The organism is Thiomonas islandica (assembly GCF_055383445.1).
Map to the genome: position 1 here is coordinate 1747606 of NZ_AP042391.1, position 20370 is coordinate 1767975.

18 protein-coding genes and 1 tRNA gene are annotated in these 20370 nt (G+C 65.0%); 7 read left to right on the forward strand and 12 right to left on the reverse strand.

The features are described from left to right. Positions 1-16: 16 nt before the first annotated feature. The 4 genes from ACZ47F_RS08545 to rfaD are packed head-to-tail and all read left to right on the forward strand — an operon-like array spanning position 17 to position 3417. Positions 17-337, forward strand: coding sequence for a LapA family protein (locus tag ACZ47F_RS08545; protein ID WP_464924309.1), 321 nt, complete (start codon positions 17-19; stop codon positions 335-337). Beyond that, complete coding sequence (gene lapB, locus ACZ47F_RS08550) at positions 327-1499, forward strand: lipopolysaccharide assembly protein LapB (RefSeq protein WP_464924310.1); 1173 nt, start codon at positions 327-329, stop codon at positions 1497-1499. The genes ACZ47F_RS08545 and lapB overlap by 11 nt, the downstream gene beginning before the upstream one ends. Further along, positions 1496-2419: a D-glycero-beta-D-manno-heptose-7-phosphate kinase gene (rfaE1, locus tag ACZ47F_RS08555; protein ID WP_464924311.1), complete on the forward strand. Its 924-nt coding sequence runs from the start codon at positions 1496-1498 to the stop codon at positions 2417-2419. The genes lapB and rfaE1 overlap by 4 nt, the downstream gene beginning before the upstream one ends. Further along, positions 2416-3417 carry an ADP-glyceromanno-heptose 6-epimerase gene (gene rfaD / locus ACZ47F_RS08560; RefSeq protein WP_464924312.1) on the forward strand — a complete coding sequence of 334 codons (1002 nt, stop codon included), beginning with the start codon at positions 2416-2418 and terminating at the stop codon, positions 3415-3417. The genes rfaE1 and rfaD overlap by 4 nt, the downstream gene beginning before the upstream one ends. Before the next feature lie 80 nt (positions 3418-3497). Here the strand turns inward: rfaD and ACZ47F_RS08565 are convergent, their stop codons facing one another. Further along, entirely contained in the window at positions 3498-4610 is a 1113-nt protein-coding gene (locus tag ACZ47F_RS08565) for a hypothetical protein (protein ID WP_464924313.1), read from the reverse strand. Positions 4611-4784: 174 nt separating this feature from the next. On the opposite strand from ACZ47F_RS08565, the gene ACZ47F_RS08570 reads away from it, so the two are divergent. Further along, positions 4785-5264: a phosphate-starvation-inducible PsiE family protein gene (locus ACZ47F_RS08570; protein ID WP_464924314.1), complete on the forward strand. Its 480-nt coding sequence runs from the start codon at positions 4785-4787 to the stop codon at positions 5262-5264. 6 nt (positions 5265-5270) lie between these two features. Here ACZ47F_RS08570 and ACZ47F_RS08575 read toward each other — a convergent pair whose 3' ends face one another. Together ACZ47F_RS08575 and ACZ47F_RS08580 are read right to left on the reverse strand one after the other, a co-directional pair. Next, a complete protein-coding gene (locus tag ACZ47F_RS08575; protein WP_464924315.1) occupies positions 5271-6482 on the reverse strand; it encodes a YbfB/YjiJ family MFS transporter in 1212 nt (403 codons plus the stop codon). 191 nt (positions 6483-6673) lie between these two features. After that, positions 6674-7651, reverse strand: a complete 978-nt coding sequence (locus ACZ47F_RS08580) for a GMP reductase (protein WP_464924316.1) — start codon at positions 7649-7651, stop codon at positions 6674-6676. 204 nt (positions 7652-7855) lie between these two features. Between ACZ47F_RS08580 and ACZ47F_RS08585 the strand changes: the two genes are divergently transcribed. Next, positions 7856-10129, forward strand: coding sequence for a UvrD-helicase domain-containing protein (locus ACZ47F_RS08585; RefSeq protein WP_464924317.1), 2274 nt, complete (start codon positions 7856-7858; stop codon positions 10127-10129). An 80-nt stretch (positions 10130-10209) separates the two neighbouring features. Here the strand turns inward: ACZ47F_RS08585 and ACZ47F_RS08590 are convergent, their stop codons facing one another. The 9 genes from ACZ47F_RS08590 to ACZ47F_RS08630 form a co-directional block, all read right to left on the reverse strand. After that, the gene (locus ACZ47F_RS08590; protein ID WP_464924318.1) at positions 10210-10425 is read right to left on the reverse strand and encodes a hypothetical protein; all 216 of its coding nucleotides are present in this window, start codon (positions 10423-10425) and stop codon (positions 10210-10212) included. A 29-nt stretch (positions 10426-10454) separates the two neighbouring features. Beyond that, positions 10455-10530: transfer RNA gene (locus ACZ47F_RS08595), tRNA-Thr, on the reverse strand. A 42-nt stretch (positions 10531-10572) separates the two neighbouring features. Then, a complete protein-coding gene (locus ACZ47F_RS08600) occupies positions 10573-11583 on the reverse strand; it encodes a class 1 fructose-bisphosphatase (protein ID WP_464924319.1) in 1011 nt (336 codons plus the stop codon). 22 nt (positions 11584-11605) lie between these two features. Beyond that, positions 11606-14287: an aminopeptidase N gene (pepN, locus tag ACZ47F_RS08605; RefSeq protein ID WP_464924320.1), complete on the reverse strand. Its 2682-nt coding sequence runs from the start codon at positions 14285-14287 to the stop codon at positions 11606-11608. A gap of 30 nt (positions 14288-14317) precedes the next feature. Then, positions 14318-15422 (reverse strand): peptide chain release factor 2 gene (gene prfB, locus ACZ47F_RS08610; RefSeq protein ID WP_464924321.1). Its coding sequence is split into 2 segments (ribosomal slippage): positions 14318-15340 and positions 15342-15422, totalling 1104 coding nucleotides; the frame shifts between segments, so codons are not numbered across the junction. A 72-nt stretch (positions 15423-15494) separates the two neighbouring features. Beyond that, a complete protein-coding gene (dnaJ, locus tag ACZ47F_RS08615; protein WP_464924322.1) occupies positions 15495-16631 on the reverse strand; it encodes a molecular chaperone DnaJ in 1137 nt (378 codons plus the stop codon). Positions 16632-16725: 94 nt separating this feature from the next. Continuing rightward, positions 16726-18654 (reverse strand): molecular chaperone DnaK, encoded by a 1929-nt coding sequence (gene dnaK / locus ACZ47F_RS08620; protein ID WP_464924323.1) that lies wholly within the window; start codon positions 18652-18654, stop codon positions 16726-16728. A 116-nt stretch (positions 18655-18770) separates the two neighbouring features. Then, positions 18771-19319 carry a nucleotide exchange factor GrpE gene (gene grpE, locus ACZ47F_RS08625; RefSeq protein WP_464924324.1) on the reverse strand — a complete coding sequence of 183 codons (549 nt, stop codon included), beginning with the start codon at positions 19317-19319 and terminating at the stop codon, positions 18771-18773. A 186-nt stretch (positions 19320-19505) separates the two neighbouring features. Beyond that, positions 19506-19700, reverse strand: a complete 195-nt coding sequence (locus ACZ47F_RS08630) for a hypothetical protein (protein ID WP_464924325.1) — start codon at positions 19698-19700, stop codon at positions 19506-19508. Between the two features lie 172 nt (positions 19701-19872). On the opposite strand from ACZ47F_RS08630, the gene ACZ47F_RS08635 reads away from it, so the two are divergent. Next, positions 19873-20361, forward strand: a complete 489-nt coding sequence (locus ACZ47F_RS08635) for a low molecular weight protein-tyrosine-phosphatase (protein WP_464924326.1) — start codon at positions 19873-19875, stop codon at positions 20359-20361. Positions 20362-20370 lie beyond the last annotated feature (9 nt).

Genomic DNA, 20370 nt, shown 5'->3' on the forward strand with positions numbered 1-20370 from the left:
CCCCGAATCCGTTTCGATGCGCATCCTGAGCTGGTTTTTGCGACTGGTGGTGTTCCTGCTGCTGTTTGGCCTGGCGCTGAACAATCTGGAGCCCGTCACCCTGCACCTGCTGTTCGGCACCCAATGGCACACGCCCATGATCGTGTTGCTGTTGGTGGTGTTTGCCCTGGGCGCGGTGCTGGGCGTGCTGGCGCTGCTGCCGTCGTGGATGCGGCATCGCAGGCAGGCCAGCCGACGAGCAAATGCCCAGCCGCCAGATGAGGCGCCGGCCAAGGCGCCGGCCGCACCCGCCGAATTCCCGCAGCAGCCGATCGACAGGCCGATCGATGGAGTTTGACCTCTGGTGGTTGATTGCACTGCCCCTGATGTTCGCGCTGGGGTGGCTGGCATCGCGGATCGATTTGCGGCAGCTGCGCACAGAGAGCGCGCTACGCCGCGACGCGCCGCAAGCGTATTACCGCGGTCTCAACCACCTGCTCAATGAACAGCAGGACAAGGCCATCGATGCCTTCATCGAGGCCATGACCGCTGATCCCGACACGGTGGACCTGCATTTCGCCCTGGGCAATCTGTTCCGCCGTCGCGGCGAGTACGAACGCGCAGTGCGGGTGCATCAGAACCTGCTCGCCCGCGCTGACCTGCCGCGCGAAGCGCGCGAGCGCGCCCAGCTCGCGCTGGCGCAGGATTTTTTCAAGGCCGGGCTGCTCGATCGCGCCGAGTCCGCCTACCAGGACTTGCTGTGCAGCACCTATGCCTCGCAGGCGCTGGCCGCCTTGCTGCAGATCAGCGAACGCACGCACGACTGGCACAAGGCGATCGCCCGCGCCGGCGAGCTGGAGCAGCGCGCCACCGGCACCTACCAGCGCCAGATTGCGCAGTACTGGTGCGAGCTGGCGCTGCAGCACCATGCTGCAGGACGGCAATCCCAGGCCCAGCAAGCGCTCGACGCCGCGCTTGAGGCCGCGCCGCAGGGCGTGCGGCCGCGGCTGATGCGCGCGCAGTGGGCACAGGAGCGCGGCGATCTTCAGCTTGCCCTGCACACGCTGGAGTCCATCGACCTGGTCCAGCCCGAATTTCTTGCGCTGGCGGCGGTGCAGATCGCACAGCTGCGCCAGCAGCTCGGGCAGGTAGAGGAAGGGTTGGCCTGGCTGCGGCAGCGGTTGGCGCAGACCCCGGCAATCGACCTGCTCGACGCCGTGCTGCTGCTCGACCCCGACCCTGTATCGCGGGCGCGGTGTGCGCAGCAGTACTTGCAGTCGCACCGCAGCCTGCTCGCGCTCAAGCGCGTGCTCGAACACCCCATGCCCGGCGCCACCGTGCCCGAGGCGGCCGCCGCGATGCAGGGCGCGGTGGACAACGCGCTGCGCAGCCGCCAGCGCTACCGCTGCGCCGCCTGTGGCTTCGAGGCGCGGCAATATTTCTGGCATTGTCCGGGCTGCCAGGGCTGGGAGACCTACCCGCCGCGCCGCCTGGAAGAACTCTCCCTTCTTGGATCATGAACGCAGAACAACTCGCTCAATCCCGTGTGCTCATCGTCGGCGACGTGATGCTCGACCGCTACTGGTTTGGCGCGGTCGATCGCATCTCACCCGAAGCGCCGGTGCCCGTGGTGCGAGTGCAGCGCGATGAAGACCGCGTGGGCGGTGCCGCCAACGTGGCGCTCAACGCGGCGATGCTCGGCGCGCAGGCCACGCTGATGTCGGTGGTCGGTGCCGACGAGCCGGGGCGCAAGCTCGCCACCCTGCTGGTCGACACCCCCATCCGCAACGCCATGCGGCAAGACCCCACGCTCAAGACCACAGTCAAGTTACGCGTGGTCTCGCGTCAGCAGCAGCTCATTCGCCTGGACTTCGAGCAAAAGCCCGACCACGAGGTGCTCGCCGCCATGCTCGAGCGCTACGAGCAGGAGCTGACGTTTCACGACGTGGTGTTGCTGTCGGACTACGGTAAGGGCGGGTTGGAGCATCTGGAGCGGATGATGAATCTGGCCCGCACCCAGGGTAAGACGATACTGGTCGATCCCAAGGGCCGCGACTACAGCCGCTACGCCGGTGCCACCGTCATCACCCCGAATCGAGCCGAGCTCGCGCAGGTGGTCGGCGAGTGGAACAGCGAGGACGAGCTCACCGCCAAGGCGCAGGGACTGCGGCGCAAGCTCGGCATCAAGGCGCTGCTGCTCACCCGCTCGGAAGAAGGCATGAGCCTGTATACCGACAGCGGCGAGCTGCACATTCCAACCGAGGCGCGCGAGGTGTACGACGTCTCCGGTGCGGGCGACACAGTCATCGCCACTCTTGCCGTTGTGCTGGGCGCCGGCTGCGCGCTCGAGGATGCGGTGCGCACCGCCAACCGTGCTGCCGGCATCGTGGTGGGCAAGCTCGGCACGGCCACTGTCACGCCACAGGAGCTGTGGGCATGAGGGTCATCGTCACGGGAGCTGCCGGCTTCATCGGCAGCAATCTGGTCAAGGGGCTCAATGTCCGCGGCATCACCGACGTGATTGCGGTGGACAACCTCACGCAGGGCGACAAGTTCCGCAACCTGGTCGATCTGCGCATCAGCGACTATGTCGACAAGACCGTGTTTTTCGAGCAGTTCGCCCGCGGGCATTTCGGCAAGGTCGAGGCCGTATTCCACCAGGGCGCCTGCTCCGACACCATGGAGCATGATGGCCGCTACATGCTCGACAACAACTACCGCGCCAGCAAGATCCTGCTCGACGCCGCGCAGGCACAGGGCGTGCGCCTGCTCTACGCCTCCAGCGCCGCGACCTACGGCGCCAGCACCACCTTCCGCGAAGACCCGGCGTTCGAGCGTCCGCTCAATGTCTACGGCTATTCCAAGCTGTTGTTCGATCAGGTCGTGCGCCGCGTGTTGCCGCATGCGACCGCGCAGATCGCGGGCTTTCGCTATTTCAATGTCTACGGCCCGCGTGAACAGCACAAGGGCCGTATGGCCTCGGTGGCGTTTCACCATGTCCACCAGTACCGCAGCACCGGTCAGGTCAAGCTGTTTGGCGAATACGGCGGCTACGGGCCGGGGCAGCAGCAGCGCGATTTTGTCTGGATCGACGACGTGGTCGCGGTCAACCTCTGGTTTTTCGACCACCCCGCAAAGAGCGGCATCTTCAACCTCGGCTCAGGCCGCGCGCAGCCGTTCAACGACGTGGCGCAAACGGTGGTCAACACCCTGCGGCAGCAGGCGGGCAAATCCGCGCTACCGCTGGCCGAGTTGGTGGCAGCCGGCGAGATCGCCTACATCCCGTTTCCCAGCGCGCTGGTGGGCAAATACCAGTGCCACACCCAGGCCGACCTCGGCCTGCTACGCGCCGCGGGCTGCACCCACCATTTCGCCACAGTGGAGGAGGGCACCGCAGCCTATGTGCGTGCGCTGACTGCCGCCGAGGGGCTCGGTTGACCCGGCTCGCAAAGGCCTGAACGCCTGCCATCCCGACCTCCCTCACACGGGGGAAGCAGTGCGAGCATCAGCGTGCTGGATCAATTGCTCCGCGCTTGCAGCACGGTGACCACCACCTCGCGCACGCCGCCCTCGGGCAGCGTCACACCGGCATCGCGCAGGTGGGCATAGACGAAACTGCAGGACTGGTCGATCCAGCCGCTCACGGCGGTCTCCTCGGCGTCGAGCACCGCCGCAATGTCCACCGTGGCCAGATCGTCCAGCGCACTGAGCAGCAGTGCGCGGCGCCACACGATCGGCAACGTCTTCACCACATCCAGCGCATACGCCTGCTCGCTGCGTTGCCGGTTTTCGGGCAGCGCCTCGTCCTCGGCCTGTGCCGAGACGGCTTCGTCGGCCTCGCCCTCAGGGGCCGGCAGCACGTCGGCCAGGCTCAGGGTATCGTCCGGCTGGTAGTACTCGTAAACCTCTTCCTCGACCATGGCTTCGGCCTGGTCGCTGGCATCGGGTGCCACCGGAGCATCGAGCGATTCGGCCTTGGCGTAGGGCCGCACCGCCGCCACTTCGCGGTCGATGGTCTTGAACAGGTTCTTGAGTAATTGCTGGTAGACCTTTGCCGCGTCCTGCACGCCCTGCCATGCCGCGCGGGTCTGGGCCGCCGCTTCGTCGACCACGTCGCTGACCGTCGGATAGCCCTCGGGTAGATCGCCGCTGGCGCGCAGATAGGCCAGCTCGCGCGCCGCCACTGGAGTGACCCGCTGCAGCAGCGCCTCGACACTTTGCTTGGCCTGCTCCACGACCGCCGCGGGCATGCCGGCCAGACGATGTTCGAGCTCGCGCAGACGCTCGCGCCGTGCCTTGCGGCGGTAACGGTCCTGACCATGCAGCTGGGCAAAGTGACGTTGCGCCTCGCGGAACAGGCTTTTGACCGCGCGCTCGGTCAGCGCCTGGACCTGTTCGCCGCGCGCGCTGGCGGTGATGATCTTCTTGCCAGGCAAATGCATGTGCAGCTGCACTTCGAACCCATGCTGCAGGCGCGGCAGTTTGCGCAGCGTGGCATGCAGCACGCCTGCATCGGCACCATGTGCCACCAGCAGCGGGCGCAGTTGCCGCGAGGTGAACTCCTCGAGACTGGTTTGCCAGGTGGTCGTGTCGTGTGTGGCCAGGCCTTCGAAACGCGGTTTGATGATCATGGATGGATTCCTTGGTTGATTGGTTTTGATGTTTTGATCCGGCGATCGACTTGCAATTGGGTGCAAGAATGGCATTTTCAACGGCGAGTCACCCCTTGAATTTGATCTGGACGACCATCATCAAGCACACGGAAGATTTTTCTCAGTCACGATACTTTTCACCCAACCAAGGCCATGAACACCGAGCCCAGGCAATCCGAGTTTGAAAAATTCCGCGCACAGTGGCAGCTCATGTCGCTGTATGAGCGTTTCGAGCAGGCCATCGCCGTGGTGCTGTCGGCGGTGATCGCGGTGATCATCGTCGCCTCGCTGCTGCAGCTCATGCGCGTGGTGTGGTCGCTGCTCATCGTCGATGCGTTCAATCCGCTCGACCACAAGGTGTTCCAGACCGTGTTCGGCATGATCATGACTTTGCTGATCGCGATGGAGTTCAAGCACTCGATCGTGCGCGTGGCGATGCGCCACGACAGCATCATCCAGGTCAAGACCGTGATCCTGATCGCGCTGATCGCGCTGTCGCGTAAGTTCGTCATTCTCGATGTCGAGACCGATGTGGCCTCCGGGAAAATCGCCGCGCTCGCTGGGGCGACGCTCGCTCTGGGCGTGACCTACTGGCTGCTGCGCGAGCGTGACGACCGCATGCGTGAGCAGTGAGGCCGTTCAGGCGCTGGTCGGGCTCACGGCCCGCGCAGCATCGCGCTGCATTACCACCAGCAATGCCATGCCGGCGAGCATCACCGCTGCGGTCAGAACCAGCGCGCCGTGATAGCTGCCGGTGTGCGCGGCGATGTAGCCGGCCAGGGCCGGCGCTGCCATCTGCGACACTCCGTAACTCAGCGTCAGCCGCGCCATCGCCTTGGCCGGATTGGCCGGAAAGCGGCGACCGATGAGCGTGAGCGTCAGGCTGACGATGCCCACAAACGTGCCGCCATACAGCACCGCGCCGACCAGATTCAGCGTCACGTCTGCACTCAGCACGGGCAGCACGATAGACACGGTCTGCAACGCAAATGCCAGCAGCAACGCCCGGATGTCGCCCCAGGCGCGGGCGATGCGATCCCAGACGAAGCTCGACGGCGCTGCGGCCAACCCCACGATCACCCACACCCAGCCGCCCTTTCCCGCCAGCAGCGGCAGCTTGTCCAGAATGGCGACGATGAACGTGGCACTAATCACATAGCCGAACCCGGCGCAGAAATACATCGCGGTCATCAGCAGCATCCAGCGCCGCGGCGGCGCGGGCGCGGCCCGCTGCGCCCCGGAAGCCGCCAGCGGCGCGGCAGGCGCGGGCGGCGGTAGCCAAAGCCAGGCCGGGACGAAAAACACCAGTCCCAGAGCCCCGAGCGCCCCCCATTGTTGCGCCCAGTTCAGCCGGTCCATCATCGTGCCCACCGCCAGCCCCGAGACCACGATGCCCAACCCCAGCCCGGTGAAGTGCAGCCCGAGTTCGGGCCGGTGGCCGTGGCGGATCAGCCAGTTCAGCGCCAGCCCCGAGGCCAGCAGCAACCCCGCTGTGCTCGACAGCCCGGAGAGAAACCGCAGCACCGCCCACAGCGCAGTGTCAGTCGTCAGCCCCATCGCGGCGGTGGTCAGCACGGCCAGCACCAGACCGATCCGGTACAGCGCGAATTTCTGCCGCAGATCGCCCACTGCCGCAGCCAGTAGCGCACCGCTGATGTAGCCGACATAGTTGAGCGTGGCGAGCCAACCCGCAGTGACCGGGCCCAGACCGGCCTGGCTGTGCATCACCGGCAGCATCGGGGTGTAGGCAAACCGCGCCAGCCCCACGGTGAGAATGAGGGCGCAGATGCCTGCGAACAGCACGCGCACACGTTGCGCTGCGCTCGAGGCGGGAGTGGTGACCGTTTGCATGCGGAAGATGGCGCGAACAGGTTCTAGGCAAACCAGCACCGGCCTTACCAGGCCGTTGAAAAACTACTGCGGTGGGCCATCTGCGGCGTTGCACGGTGCTCGCTCCCTCGCCTATCTATTTGATATGTCTCGGTCGCTGCGCGCCGTGCGCCTTGCATCTGGCCATCCTCGCGACGTTTTTCAACGGCCTGTTACATCAGCACATGTTCTCCCGCGTTGTTCTGACCGAGGATGATGTAGTTGACCTTGCGGATATCGGCCAGCACCGTGCCGCCGGCATAAGAGATCGCACTCTGCAGGTCTTCTTCCATTTCGCGCAGGGTGTCGGCAATGCGCCCCTTGATCGGCTCCAGAATGCGTTTGCCCTCGATATTGCGATACGCGCCCTTGTTGAATTCCGAGGCGCTGCCGAAATACTCTTTATAGAGCTGGCCGTCGACTTCGACCGTTCTGCCCGGCGACTCCTCGTGCCCGGCCAGCAGCGCGCCGATCATCACCATACTGGCGCCAAAGCGCACGCTCTTGGCAATGTCGCCATGCTCGCGGATGCCGCCGTCGGCGATGACGGGTTTGGTCGCCACCCGCGCGCACCACTTCAGCGCCGAGAGCTGCCAGCCGCCGGTGCCGAATCCTGTTTTCATCCGCGTGATGCACACCTTGCCCGGTCCGATGCCCACCTTGGTGGCGTCTGCGCCCCAGGATTCGAGGTCGATCACCGCCTCGGGCGTGCCGATATTGCCGGCGATCACAAAGGCCTTTGGCAGTCTGTGCTTGATATGCGCAATCATGCGCTGCACGCTGTCAGCGTGGCCGTGGGCAATGTCGATGGTGATGTAGTCCGCGCCCGTGCCTTCTGCCGCGAGTTGATCGACTAGCGCCATGTCAGCGGGCTTTACTCCGAGCGAGATCGACACGAACAGCTCGGCATCGCGCATCTGCCGCGCGAAGGCCACGGTGTCCACATCGAAGCGGTGCATCACATAGAAATAGTCATGCCTGGCCAGCCAGCGGCACAGCGGCGCGTCCACCACGGTTTTCATGTTCGCGGGCACCACCGGCAGGCGAAACCTGCGTCCGCCGAACTCGGTGGACGGATCGCACTGGCTGCGGCTTTCTACCCGGCACTTGCGCGGCAACAGCAGAATGTTCTCGTAATCGAAAATGTCCATCATGCCCTCCAGGCCTGGCGCCGCACGCAAAAAACCGGGCGGCAGGTCTCTGCGGCCCGCTAGGGCATTCTATTTCCCTCCCCCTGCTGCGTCGGACTGGGGACGAACGTCGTTCTCCAGCCCCGTTCGGCACTCCCCGCGGGCGGGGAGGGCTGGGGTAGGGGGCGCGCATGCTTCAGATCGCACGCGCCCTAAAATCCCGGCATGTCCGCCCTCCTGTGCCACCTCAACCCCGAGCAGCTTGCCGCCGTCACCCTGCCAGCCGAAAACGCGCTGATCCTCGCGGGTGCGGGCAGTGGCAAGACGCGGGTGCTGACCACCCGCATTGGCTGGCTGATTTCCACCGGGCAGGTGTCTGCGGCGGGCATTCTGGCGGTGACCTTCACCAACAAGGCGGCCAAGGAGATGCTGGCCAGGCTGCAGGCGATGCTGCCGATGCCGGTGCGGGGCATGTGGATCGGCACCTTTCACGGCCTGTGCAACCGCTTTCTGCGCGCGCACTGGCGCGAGGCGGGGTTGCCGCAGACCTTCCAGATTCTGGATGTGCAGGACCAGCTCTCTAGCATCAAGCGCCTGCTCAAGGCGTTGAACGTGGACGAGCAGCGCCACCCGCCCAAGCAGGTGCAGTGGTTTATCAACGGCGCCAAGGAGCAGGGCCTGCGCCCCGGTGATGTGGAGGTGCGCGACCAGCAAAGCCGCCAGCTTGTCGAAATCTATCTGGCCTACGAGGCGCAGTGCACCCGCGACGGCGTGGCCGACTTTGCCGAGCTGCTGCTGCGTTCGTATGAAATCCTGCGCGACCACGCTGCGCTGCGCGCGCATTACCGCCAGCGCTTCCGGCACATCCTGGTCGATGAGTTCCAGGATACCAACCGGCTGCAGTACCAGTGGCTCAAGCTGCTGGCGGGGCCGCAGGAGCCGCAGCCTGCCAGCGTGTTCGCGGTGGGGGACGACGACCAGAGCATCTACGCCTTTCGCGGCGCGCATGCCGGCAATATGGACGACTATCAACGCGAGTTCCATGTGCGCCACCTCATCAAGCTCGAGCGCAACTACCGCTCGCACGGCCACATTCTCGACAGCGCCAACACCCTGATCGCCAACAACGCCCGCCGCCTGGGCAAGAACCTGCGTACCGAAGCCGGCGCGGGTGAGCCGGTGCGCGTGTTCGAGGCGCCGAGCGACTATGCCGAAGCCCACTGGCTGATCGAGGAAATCCGCCAACTGCTGCGCGATGGCCTGAGCCACAGCGAGATCGCTGTGCTCTACCGCTCCAACGCGCAGTCGCGGGTGATCGAAGGCACGCTGTTCAACGCCGGTCTGCCCTACCGTGTGTATGGCGGGCTGCGGTTTTTCGAGCGCGCCGAGGTCAAACATGCGCTGGCTTATCTGCGCCTGCTCGACAACCCGCAGGACGACACCGCCTTCCTGCGTGTGGTCAACTTCCCGGCGCGCGGCATCGGCGTTCGCACGCTGGAACAGTTGCAAGATGCCGCCCGGGCGCGTGCCGCCCCCCTGTGCGACGCGGTGGACGCGCTCGGCGGCCGCGGCGCTGCCAGCCTGCAAGGCTTTCTCGATCTGATCGCGCAGATGCGCATCCAGACCGCCGCGATGAGCCTGCCCGATCTGGTGCGCCATGTGCTCCAAGCCAGCGGACTGAACGCCCACTACCGCGACGAACGCGACGGCCAGGAGCGGCTGGAAAACCTTGAAGAACTGGTCAACGCTGCCGCCGCCTTCGTCACCCAGGAAGGCTTCGGGCTGCAAGCCGCCGCGCAGCAACCGCAGGCGCTAGGCGCGGCGGCTGGCGCAGACGCCCCCGGCGACATCGACCCCGCCACCGGCGAAACCCTCTCGCCGCTCACCGCCTTTCTCACCCATGCCGCGCTCGAAGCCGGCGATAACCAGGCGCAGAACGGGCAGGACGCGATCCAGATGATGACCGTGCATGCCGCCAAGGGCCTGGAATTCGACGCGGTATTCATCACCGGACTGGAAGAAGGGCTGTTCCCGCACGAAAACGCGCTGGGCACGCCCGACGGCGTGGAAGAAGAACGCCGCCTGATGTATGTGGCCATCACCCGTGCGCGCAAGCGTCTGTACCTCAGTCTGGCGCAGACCCGCATGCTGCACGGACAGACCCGCTACAACCTGCGCAGCCGCTTTCTCGACGAGCTGCCCGCGCAATCGCTCAAATGGCTTAGCGCCAGGCAGCCCGGTTTCGGCGGCGGCTTTGGCGCCGACCGGCATAGTTCCTGGAGCGATGCCCCTCAGACCGCGGTACCCGCTTTCAACCCGCCCACGGCCAGGCCCACGCACGGCCTGCGCAGCGGGCAGGCGGTGTTTCACAACAAATTCGGCGAAGGCGTGGTGCTCAGTCTGGAGGGCAGCGACGACGACGCCCGCGCACAGGTCAAGTTCCGCCGCCACGGCACCAAGTGGCTGGCGCTGAACATCGCCAAGCTCACGCCGGTGTAGTGCAGGGTGGTGCGGCGTTTCCCACCCCCCCCCCGCATCCTCACGGGGTGGGGCCGGGGTGAGGAGGAGCGTCTGGTCCGTCAGCGTGAGGCCGCCCGGCTGCGTGATGCCTTGGGCGCGAGCAGTAGGCTGTTGAGCCGCTGGTACAGCGCGAACACAAACGCCCTCCGCAGCGCGTCGAAGCGCTCGCCTCTGTAGCCGTAGGCCGCGTCTACCGCGCGGTCGTTGGCCGCATGCCGAGGGCGGAAGGAGGGGCGGGCATGGGCGGAGTGGATCGGTAAAGCCCGGGGATGCATTGCCCGCGCGGGCCGTGTTGCGGCTGCGATGGTGCCGGTGAGAGGAGTCGAACCCCCGACCTTCGCATTACGAATGCGCTGCTCTACCAACTGAGCTACACCGGCAAAGTCCGCGATTCTATACCACGCGGGTGTCTGAACAGGGCTTCAGGCGGCGCCTAAGGAGTAGCTGCGCAGCAACTCGACTTCTTCGCGAGAGCCGAGCATGACGCTGCAGCGCTCGTGCAGCGCGGTGGGGACGATGTCGAGAATGCGCTGGGTGCCATTGATGGCCGCGCCACCGGCCTGCTCGACCAGAAAGCTCATCGGGTTGGCCTCGTAGAGCAGGCGCAGCTTGCCGGGTTTGTTCGGTTCGCGCTGGTCCCAGGGGTAGAGAAACACGCCGCCGCGCATGAGGATGCGGTGCACGTCGGCCACCATGCTACCGACCCAGCGCATGTTGAAGTCGCGCCCGCGCGGGCCGTCCTTTCCCTGTAGGCATTCGTCGATATAGCGCCGCACCGGCGGTGCCCAGTGGCGCAGGTTGGACATGTTGATCGAGAACTCGCTGGTGCGCGGCGGAATCTGCAGGTCGCGCTGGGTGAGGACGAAGGTGCCTTGTTCGCGGTCGAGGGTGAACACGGCTACGCCATGCCCCAAGGTGAGCACGAGCTGGGTTTGCGGGCCATAGACGCAGTAGCCCGCCGCGACCTGCTGGCGGCCGGGTTGCAGGAAGTGCTGCTCGGTGACGGCGGGGGTGTCCTGCGGGATCTGCAGCACGGAAAAGATGGTGCCGATGGTGACGTCCACGTCGATGTTGGACGAGCCGTCGAGCGGGTCGAACAGCAGCAGATATTCGCCGCGCGGGTAGTCGTCCGACACGGCGAATACGGTGTCCATCTCCTCCGAGGCCATGGCGGCCAGATGCCCGCCCCATTCGTTGGCGTGGATGAGCACGTCGTTGGCGATGATGTCGAGCTTTTTCTGCACTTCGCCCTGTACATTGCCGGTGCCGGCGGAGCCGAGCACGTCGCCCAGCGCGCCCTTGTTCACGGCAATACTGATGCGCTTGCAGGCGCGGGCGACCACTTCGACCAGCAGACGCAGGTGTGGGGTAATGCCGGCATGGGCGCGCTCCTGCTCGACGAGGTAGCGGGTGAGGTTGATCGATTGGGTCATGGTGGAGGCCAGTGTCGGGACATCAGCCGGCCAGCGCACGCTCGATGATTTCGCGCGTGTCGGCCGACAGTCGGGGGTTTTGCGCCACGGTATGCAGTGCGTGCTGTGCGGCGTCGCGGTAGGCGGGGACGAGCTTGCGCCAGCGATCCAGCGCGCGGGCCAGTCGTGCGGCGACCTGCGGGTTGATCGCATCGAGCGCCTGGACCTGCTCGGCCCAGAAGGCGTAGCCAGCACCGTCGGCACGGTGGAAAGCGCCGGGGTTGCCCTGGCAGTAGGCGAACAGCACGCTGCGCGCGCGGTTGGGGTTGTGCAGCGAGAAGGCTGGGTGCCGCATCAACGCGCGCACGCGGTCGAGCTGGCGGCCGTCGTGGTCGGGGGCGCTGGCCTGCAGCGCGAACCACTTGTCCATGACCAGCGGCTCGTGCTCGAACTGTGCGGCAAAGCGCTGCAGCGCCGGTGCGGCCAGCTCGGCGCCGACCTGCACCAGGGCGGAGAGCGCGGCGAACCGGTCGGTCATGTTGTCAGCATCCTTGACCTTCTGGTAGATACGGCCGAGCCACTGCGGCTGCCCCAGCTCGCACAGGTAGGACTGCGCCAGATTGCGCAGCGCGCGCCGACCGCTGCTGGCGAAGTCGGGGCTGTAGCCGGCGCTGGGTGCGAGCGCGTCGTGTACCACTTGCCACTCGGAAGCGAGCTGCTGCGCCAGCGCGCGGCGCAGCGCCTGTCGGGTGCGGTGAATTCGGGGGGGATCGACGATGTCGAGCTGCTCGGCGATGTAGGCCTCGCCGGGCAGGGTCAGCACCAGTTCCTTGAACGCGGGATCCAGTGCAGGGTGTTGCAGCACCGCGCGCAGGGCGTCGAGATGGGCGGCGTCGAGCCGGGGCGGGTTCGGCTCGTCGCTGCGCAGCGCGTCGAGCAGCCGCGCCAGCGCCAGCCGCTGCGCCGCCTCCCAGCGGTTGAATGGGTCACTGTCATGCGCCAGCAGGTGCAGCAGGTCGGCGTCGGTATAGGCGACATCGAGAATGACCGGCGCGGAAAAGCCGCGCAGCAGCGAGGGCGTGACCGCTGGCACCGCGATGCGATCGAAGGTGAAGGTCTGCTCGCGTTCGAGGAGCACCAGCACGGTGTCGGTGCCTTTGTCCTGCCCATTCAGCCACAGCGGCAGTGCGGCGCCGTCGGGCCCGAGCAGGCCCATGCGCACCGGGATGACCTGCGGCTGCTTGCCGGTCTGGCCCGGGGTGTCGGGCAGGGTCTGGCGCAGGGTGAGGGTGTAGGTGCCGGAGCTGGCGTCCAGCAAGCCGCTCGCATGTACCCGCGGGGTGCCGGCCTGGCTGTACCAGCGCTTGAATGCCGCCAGATGCTGTGCCAGCGGCGAGCCGGGGTTGGCGTCGGCAATGGCCTGGGCGAAGTCGTCGCAGGTCACGGCTTGTCCATCGAAGCGCTGGAAGTACAGATTCAGCCCGGTACGGAAACCGGGGCGGCCCACCAGGGTTTGCATCATGCGCACTACTTCGGCGCCTTTTTCATAGACCGTGGCGGTGTAGAAGTTGTCGATCGCCTGGTATTGCTCCGGGCGCACCGGATGCGCCATCGGGCCGGCGTCTTCGGAGAACTGCACCGAGCGCAGCATGCGCACATCCTCAATGCGCTTGACCGCGCGCGCCGATTTCCCGCCTGCGGCCGCGGCCAGGTCCTGGCTGAATTCCTGATCGCGAAAGACCGTCAGGCCTTCCTTGAGACTGAGCTGGAACCAGTCGCGGCAGGTGACGCGGTTGCCGGTCCAGTTGTGAAAGTACTCGTGGCCGACCACGCTCTCGATGCCGTCATAGTCGGCATCGGTGGCGGTGGCCGGGTTGGCCAGCACGTACTTGGTGTTGAAAATATTCAGGCCCTTGTTCTCCATCGCGCCCATGTTGAAGTCGCTCACAGCGACGATCATGAAGCGATCGAGATCGAGGCTTAGGCCGAATCGTTGCTCGTCCCAGGCGATCGCCTTGATCAGCGACTGCATCGCGTGTTCGGTCTTGTCGAGGTCGCCCGCGCGCACATAGACCTGCAGCAGATGCGTCTTGCCCGAGGCCGCGCGCACGGTCTGCTCGCGACACACCAGGTTGCCGCCGACCAGTGCGAACAGATAGCAGGGCTTAGGAAAGGGGTCGTCCCAGACAGCCTCGTGCCGACCATCCTCGAGGTCGGTCTGCGACACCAGGTTGCCGTTGGACAGAAGCACCGGGTATTTGGCCTTGTCCGCGCGCAGGGTGACATGAAAGCGGCTCATCACATCCGGGCGATCGGGCCAGTAGGTGATGCGGCGGAAACCCTCGGCTTCGCACTGGGTGAAGAACGCGCCGCCCGACATGTAAAGCCCGGTCAGCTGCGTGTTGTCCTGCGGCACGGTGAGGGTTTCGATTTCCAGCGTGAACGCTGCGGGCAGCTTGTCGAGCAGCAGGGTATTGCCCTCCTGGCGGAAGGCGACGAATTCACCGTTGACCTTCAGGCTGAGCAGGGTGATGTCCTCGCCGTCAAGCACTAGCGGGGCGGTCTCAGCGACGCCTTCGACGCGGCGCACGGCCATGCGGCTGTGCACCCGGGTCTTGGCGGGGTCAAGGTCAAAGCGTAGCTGCACGCTGTCGATGGCGTAGGGCGGCGGGGTGTAGTCCGCCAGGCGGGTGATGCGGGCGGGGGTATCGGGTTTGGCGGTCATGGCTGTGCGGGGTTCAGCGGACGAGGGGAATCAAAGGCCGGATTTCAGGCTGGCGGTGATGAACTCGTCGAGATCGCCGTCGAGCACCTTCTGAGTGTTGGAGATTTCGACGTTGGTGCGCAGGTCTTTGATGCGGCTCTGGTCGAGCACATAGCTGCGGATCTGGTGGCCCCAGCCGACATCGCTCTTGGTCGATTCGAGCTTTTGCTGCTCGGCCATGCGCTTGCGCATCTCGTGTTCGTACAGCCGCGAGCGCAGCATCTGCCAGGCCTCGTCGCGGTTGCGGTGCTGGCTGCGGTCGTTCTGGCACTGCACCACGATGCCGGTGGGGATGTGGGTCAGGCGCACCGCGGAGTCGGTTTTGTTGATGTGCTGGCCGCCGGCGCCGCTGGCGCGAAAGGTGTCGGTGCGCACGTCGGCGGGGTTGATGTCGATCTCGATCGAGTCGTCTACCTCGGGATAGACGAATACGCTGGCAAAGCTGGTGTGGCGGCCGCCGGAGGAGTCGAATGGGCTTTTGCGCACCAGGCGGTGTACGCCGGTCTCGGTGCGCAGCTGGCCGTAGGCATAGTCGCCCTCGACCTTGATGGTGGCGCTGCGGATGCCGGCTACGTCGCCCTCGGTCTCCTCCATCACCTCGGTCTTGAAGCCCTTGCGTTCGCAGTAGCGCAGGTATTGGCGCAGCAGCATGCTAGCCCAGTCTTGCGCCTCGGTGCCGCCGGCACCAGCCTGGATGTCGATGAAGCAATTGCTCGGATCGAGCGGGTTGGAGAACATGCGGCGGAATTCCAGCGCCTCGACCTCGGCGGCGGATTTGTCCAGATCGGCTTCGATGGCGGCGCAAGTGGCGTCGTCGCCTTCTTCGCGCGACATGTCGAACAGCTCGCGGTAGTCAGCCAGGGTGGTCGTGAGCTGACCCAGGCCAAGTACCACGGTCTCGAGCGATTTGCGCTCGCGGCCGAGTTCCTGCGCGCGTTTGGGATCGTTCCAGACCTGCGGGTCTTCGAGCGCGCCAACCACCTCCATCAAGCGCGCGGACTTGGCATCGAAGTCAAAGATACCCCCTTAGCGCCTGAACGCGCTGCCGGAGGTCGTCGATGCGGTTAGAAATGGCGTTGAGACGTTCTGCTTCCATGATTGGGTGCGAAATGAAAAAAGGGTGCCATTTTCGCACCCCTTGTCATGGCCATGCACGCCGGGTCTTGGCTCACGCAGGTTTGAAAAACTCTTTGGCCTTGTCGAACCACGATTTGGCCTGCGGTGAATGGCGGTCACCGCCTTTTTTGAGCGAGTCGTCGAGTTCGCGCAGCAGGCGCTTTTGTTCTTCGTTCAGCTTGACCGGTGTCTCGACCGTGATGTGGCAGTACAGATCGCCGGGATAGCTGGAGCGCAGGCCCTTGATGCCCTTGCCACGCAGACGGAAGGTCTTGCCGGTCTGCGTGCCTTCGGGCAGGTCGATCTCGGCTCTGCCGCCCAGTGTGGGCACGTCGATGCTGCCGCCCAGCGCAGCAGTAACCATGCTCACCGGCACGCGGCAATGCAGATCGTCGCCGTCGCGCTCGAACACGCTGTGCGGCTTGATCTGGATCTCCACGTACAGATCGCCGGGCGGGCCGCCGTTGACCCCGGGTTCGCCATTGCCGGAGGATCGAATACGCATGCCTGAGTCGATGCCTGCAGGGATCTGCACTTCTAGTGTCTTGTGTTTCTGGATGCGGCCGCGTCCGTGGCAGGCGGGGCAGGGTTCGGGAATGAGCCGGCCACTGCCGTGACAGGTCGGGCAGGTCTGCTGCATCGCAAACGGCCCCATGCGCTGCGACACCTGGCCGCTGCCGTGACAAGTGGTGCAGGTAATGGGTTTGGTGCCGGGCTTGGCGCCGCTGCCGTGGCAGGTGTCGCACTCATCCCAGGTCGGGATGCGCAGGTTCTTGGTGACGCCGTATGCGGCATCCTCTAGGGTGATTTCGAGCGAGTAGGTCAGATCGTTGCCGCGGTACACCTGCGGGCCGCTGCTGCGCCGGCCACCACCGAAGATTTCGTCGAAGATGCTGCCGAAATCACCAAAGCCCGCGCCGCCGGCGAATCCGCCAAACCCACCGCCAAACCCGCCCGCCGAGGGATCGACCCCGGCATGGCCGTACTGGTCGTAGGCCGCGCGTTTTTGCGGGTCGCACAGACACTCGTACGCCTCCTTGATGAGCTTGAAGGTCTCCTCCGACTCTTTGTTGCCCTGATTGCGGTCAGGGTGATGCTTCATGGCCAGCTTGCGGTAGGCCTTCTTGATCTCGTCATCCGAGGCGTTTCTGCTTACGCCCAATACTTCGTAGTAGTCACGTTTGGCCACGGGTTCAGCCTTGACAGCGGTTTGAGAGGATGGACAAACGGGAGGGCCGCGCAGGTTGCGGCCCTCCCGTCAGGAATGCAGCCAACTGCGGCGATCAGGCCTTGCCATCCTTGACTTCCTTGAATTCGGCATCGACCACGGTGTCATCGCCCGCAGTCTGCGCGCCTGCACCGGCGGTGCTTGCTGCGGCCTGCGCACCAGCCTGGCTGGCGTACATCTTCTCGCCCAGCTTCTGGCTGGCGGCGAGCAGGGCACTGGTCTTGGCCTCGATCTCGGCCTTGTCTTCAGACTTGATCGCGACCTCGGCGGCCTTGATCGCGTCCTCGATGGCGGACTTCTCGCCGGCGTCGAGCTTGTCACCATGTTCGGCCAGTGACTTGCGCACCGAATGCACCGCGGCATCGGCCTGGTTGCGGGCCTCGGCCAGTTCGCGTTTCTTGTGGTCTTCCGCGGCGTTGAGTTCGGCGTCACGCACCATGCGTTGCACTTCCTCCTCGGTCAGACCCGAGTTGGCCTTGATGGTGATCTTATTCTCCTTGCCGGTGCCCTTGTCCCTGGCGCTGACATGCAGAATGCCGTTGGCGTCGATGTCGAAGGTCACCTCGATCTGCGGCACACCGCGCGGCGCCGGCGGGATGCCTTCCAGGTTGAACTCGCCCAGCAGCTTGTTGCCGGCGGCCATTTCGCGCTCGCCCTGATACACCTTGACCGTCACCGCCGGCTGGTTGTCGTCCGCGGTAGAGAACACCTGAGTGTGCTTGGTCGGGATGGTGGTGTTTTTGGTGATCATCTTGGTCATCACGCCGCCCATGGTCTCGATCCCCAGCGACAGCGGGGTGACGTCGAGCAGCAGCACGTCCTTGCGGTCGCCAGCGAGCACCGACCCCTGGATCGCCGCGCCGATGGCCACGGCCTCGTCCGGGTTGACGTCCTTGCGCGGATCCTTGCCGAAGAATTCCTTGACCTTGTCTTGTACCTTGGGCATGCGGGTCATGCCGCCGACCAGGATCACGTCATCGATGTCGCTGACCTTCACCCCGGCGTCCTTGATCGCCGTGCGGCACGGCTCGATCGTGCGCTCGATCAGGTCCTCGACCAGGCTCTCCAGCTTAGCGCGGGTGAGTTTGATGTTCAGGTGCTTGGGCCCGCTGGCGTCGGCGGTGATGTAGGGCAGGTTGATCTCGGTCTGCGTCGAGCTCGACAGCTCGATCTTGGCCTTTTCCGCCGCGTCCTTCAGGCGCTGCAGCGCGAGCACGTCCTTGCTCAGGTCGACGCCCTGTTCTTTCTTGAACTCGGTGATGATGTAGTCGATGATGCGCTGGTCGAAGTCTTCGCCGCCGAGGAAGGTATCCCCGTTGGTCGACAGCACCTCGAACTGCTTCTCGCCGTCGACATCGGCGATTTCGATGATCGAGATATCGAACGTGCCGCCGCCCAGGTCATACACCGCGATCTTGCGATCGCCCTTGCCATGCTTGTCCAGACCGAAGGCCAGCGCCGCGGCGGTGGGTTCGTTGATGATGCGCTTGACCTCCAGCCCAGCGATCCGGCCTGCATCTTTGGTCGCCTGCCGCTGGCTGTCGTTGAAATAGGCCGGCACGGTGATCACCGCCTCGGTCACGGGCTCGCCGAGATAGTCTTCGGCGGTCTTTTTCATCTTGCGCAGCACTTCGGCGCTGATCTGCGGCGGCGCGAGCTTCTTGCCGCGCACTTCCACCCAGGCATCGCCGTTGTCGGCGCGGATGATCTTGTACGGCATGAGCTTGATGTCTTTTTGCACCTCGGGCTCTTCGAATTTGCGCCCGATCAGCCGCTTGACGGCAAACAGGGTGTTGTGCGGGTTGGTAACCGACTGCCGCTTGGCCGGCGCGCCGACCAGGATTTCGCCGTCTTCCATGTACGCGACGATGGACGGCGTGGTGCGTGCGCCTTCACTGTTTTCGATGACCTTGGGGGTGTTGCCCTCCATGACGGCCACGCAGGAATTGGTCGTGCCGAGGTCGATGCCGATGATTTTTGCCATGGAAATTCTCCGTTTGTGCCGCGCCGCAAGGCGCTGATTTTCGACTACTGACTAAATGAGGGGGGGCGCCTGAAATTCAAGCTTGCCCCGAGGCAGACGCTGCGATTCCGCTGGCCTTACTGCGCCACGGTGACCAGCGCGGGCCGCAGGGTGCGCTCGGCGATGCGATAGCCTTTCTGCAGCACCGAGACGATGCTGCCTGCAGGCTGCTCGCTGGGCTGCACCGAAATGGCCTGGTGTACGGCCGGATCGAATTTTTCGCCGGCGCTCGGTGCGATTTCCTGCAAACGGTTGCGCTCGAAGGCCGATTTGAGCTGGTTCAGGGTGAGTTCCACGCCTTGGCGCAGAACCTCGGGCTTGCCGCTGGTGTCGGCCAGCGCCGCCTCTAGGCTGTCCTTGACCGGTAACAGCGCTTCTGCAAAGGTTTCGACCGCGAACTTGCGTGCCTTGGCGATTTCTTCCTCCGAGCGCCGGCGGATGTTTTCCATCTCTGCGCGGGCGCGCAGAAGCTGGTCGTTGAGTTTGCCGATCTCTTCTTGTGCCTGGGCCAGTTCGTCCGCCAGCGAAGGTTCAGGGATCAGCTCCTGATGCGAGGTGTCCTGCGGGGTCTGGGGGGCGACGGCCTGTGGATCGACGGTCTGGGAATTTTGGGGATCAGTCTGCATGGAGCATCGGTCCGTGAATGGGGGAACGGTGCCAGCATGGGGACGCTTGGTGCGATTTCAAGGGCAGGAGGTCGCCGCTGCGGGCCGTTCGGCTGCGCACAATAAAAAAATCCCCCGCAGCCATACTGACGGGGGATTTCGACGCGTTGCAGCAGCCGTGGCTGCTGCCATGTCGAGAAGCGGGCCTTACTGGGCCTTTTTCTCTTCCTTCTTCATTTCCTTGTGCTCGGCCTTCTTGTGGTGGGTGGCCTTGTGGTGCTCTTTCTTCATTTCCTTGTGCGCTTCAGGCTTGGCGGCCTCGGGGGCGGCCGAAGCCGGGGTTTGCGCCATGGCAACGGTGGCGAACAGAGAGGCGAACAGGATGGCAACGATTTTCTTCATGGAAAGATCTCTCTAAAGAGTTAGGTGGAAACGATCCAAGCCGGATCGGTCTCTTAATGCGCACCGGCACGGATCGGTTGACACGACATCGCGGGAATTTCAGGTGGCATCGGACCGCCCCATCGATAATGCATGGGGTTTGTCGCTTCTGCGCGCAGTTGCGTGCCTTGCCATGTCTGATTTTTCCGTGCTGTTCGTCTGTATGGGCAACATCTGCCGCTCGCCGACCGCCGAAGGCGTGTTCCGCGCCAAGGTGCGCGCGGCTGGGCTGGATCGGCGCGTGCGCATCGATTCGGCCGGGACGCATGCGTTTCATGTCGGCTCGCCGCCCGACCGCCGCAGCCAGCGCCACGCCAGCCAGCGCGGCTACGACCTTTCCAGCCTGCGCGCCCGCGCGGTCGAGGAGGCCGACTTTGCGCGCTTTGACCTGCTGCTGGCGATGGACTGGGACAATCTGGCGCTGCTCGAGCAGCAGTGCCCGCCGCAGTATGCCTCGCGCTGCCGTTTGTTCATGAGCTTTGCGCCGCAGGCGCCCATGGCCGCTGTGCCCGATCCGTATTACGGCACCGAGCGCGATTTCGAGCAGGCGCTCGACCTGATCGAGCAAGGTTGCGACGGGCTGTTGGCTTTTGCGGAAAAACGCCTGCTGCTGCGCGCCTGAGGCGGCTGA

Excerpts from the sequence above, each read along its gene's own strand:
- ACZ47F_RS08545 (WP_464924309.1), top strand. The coding sequence starts at position 17 with ATGCGCATCCTGAGCTGGTTTTTGCGACTGGTGGTGTTCCTGCTGCTG.
- lapB (WP_464924310.1), top strand. The coding sequence starts at position 327 with ATGGAGTTTGACCTCTGGTGGTTGATTGCACTGCCCCTGATGTTCGCG.
- rfaE1 (WP_464924311.1), top strand. The coding sequence starts at position 1,496 with ATGAACGCAGAACAACTCGCTCAATCCCGTGTGCTCATCGTCGGCGAC.
- rfaD (WP_464924312.1), top strand. The coding sequence starts at position 2,416 with ATGAGGGTCATCGTCACGGGAGCTGCCGGCTTCATCGGCAGCAATCTG.
- ACZ47F_RS08565 (WP_464924313.1), bottom strand. The coding sequence starts at position 4,610 with ATGATCATCAAACCGCGTTTCGAAGGCCTGGCCACACACGACACGACC.
- ACZ47F_RS08570 (WP_464924314.1), top strand. The coding sequence starts at position 4,785 with ATGAACACCGAGCCCAGGCAATCCGAGTTTGAAAAATTCCGCGCACAG.
- ACZ47F_RS08575 (WP_464924315.1), bottom strand. The coding sequence starts at position 6,482 with ATGCAAACGGTCACCACTCCCGCCTCGAGCGCAGCGCAACGTGTGCGC.
- ACZ47F_RS08580 (WP_464924316.1), bottom strand. The coding sequence starts at position 7,651 with ATGGACATTTTCGATTACGAGAACATTCTGCTGTTGCCGCGCAAGTGC.
- ACZ47F_RS08585 (WP_464924317.1), top strand. The coding sequence starts at position 7,856 with ATGTCCGCCCTCCTGTGCCACCTCAACCCCGAGCAGCTTGCCGCCGTC.
- ACZ47F_RS08590 (WP_464924318.1), bottom strand. The coding sequence starts at position 10,425 with ATGCATCCCCGGGCTTTACCGATCCACTCCGCCCATGCCCGCCCCTCC.
- ACZ47F_RS08600 (WP_464924319.1), bottom strand. The coding sequence starts at position 11,583 with ATGACCCAATCGATCAACCTCACCCGCTACCTCGTCGAGCAGGAGCGC.
- pepN (WP_464924320.1), bottom strand. The coding sequence starts at position 14,287 with ATGACCGCCAAACCCGATACCCCCGCCCGCATCACCCGCCTGGCGGAC.
- dnaK (WP_464924323.1), bottom strand. The coding sequence starts at position 18,654 with ATGGCAAAAATCATCGGCATCGACCTCGGCACGACCAATTCCTGCGTG.
- grpE (WP_464924324.1), bottom strand. The coding sequence starts at position 19,319 with ATGCAGACTGATCCCCAAAATTCCCAGACCGTCGATCCACAGGCCGTC.
- ACZ47F_RS08630 (WP_464924325.1), bottom strand. The coding sequence starts at position 19,700 with ATGAAGAAAATCGTTGCCATCCTGTTCGCCTCTCTGTTCGCCACCGTT.
- ACZ47F_RS08635 (WP_464924326.1), top strand. The coding sequence starts at position 19,873 with ATGTCTGATTTTTCCGTGCTGTTCGTCTGTATGGGCAACATCTGCCGC.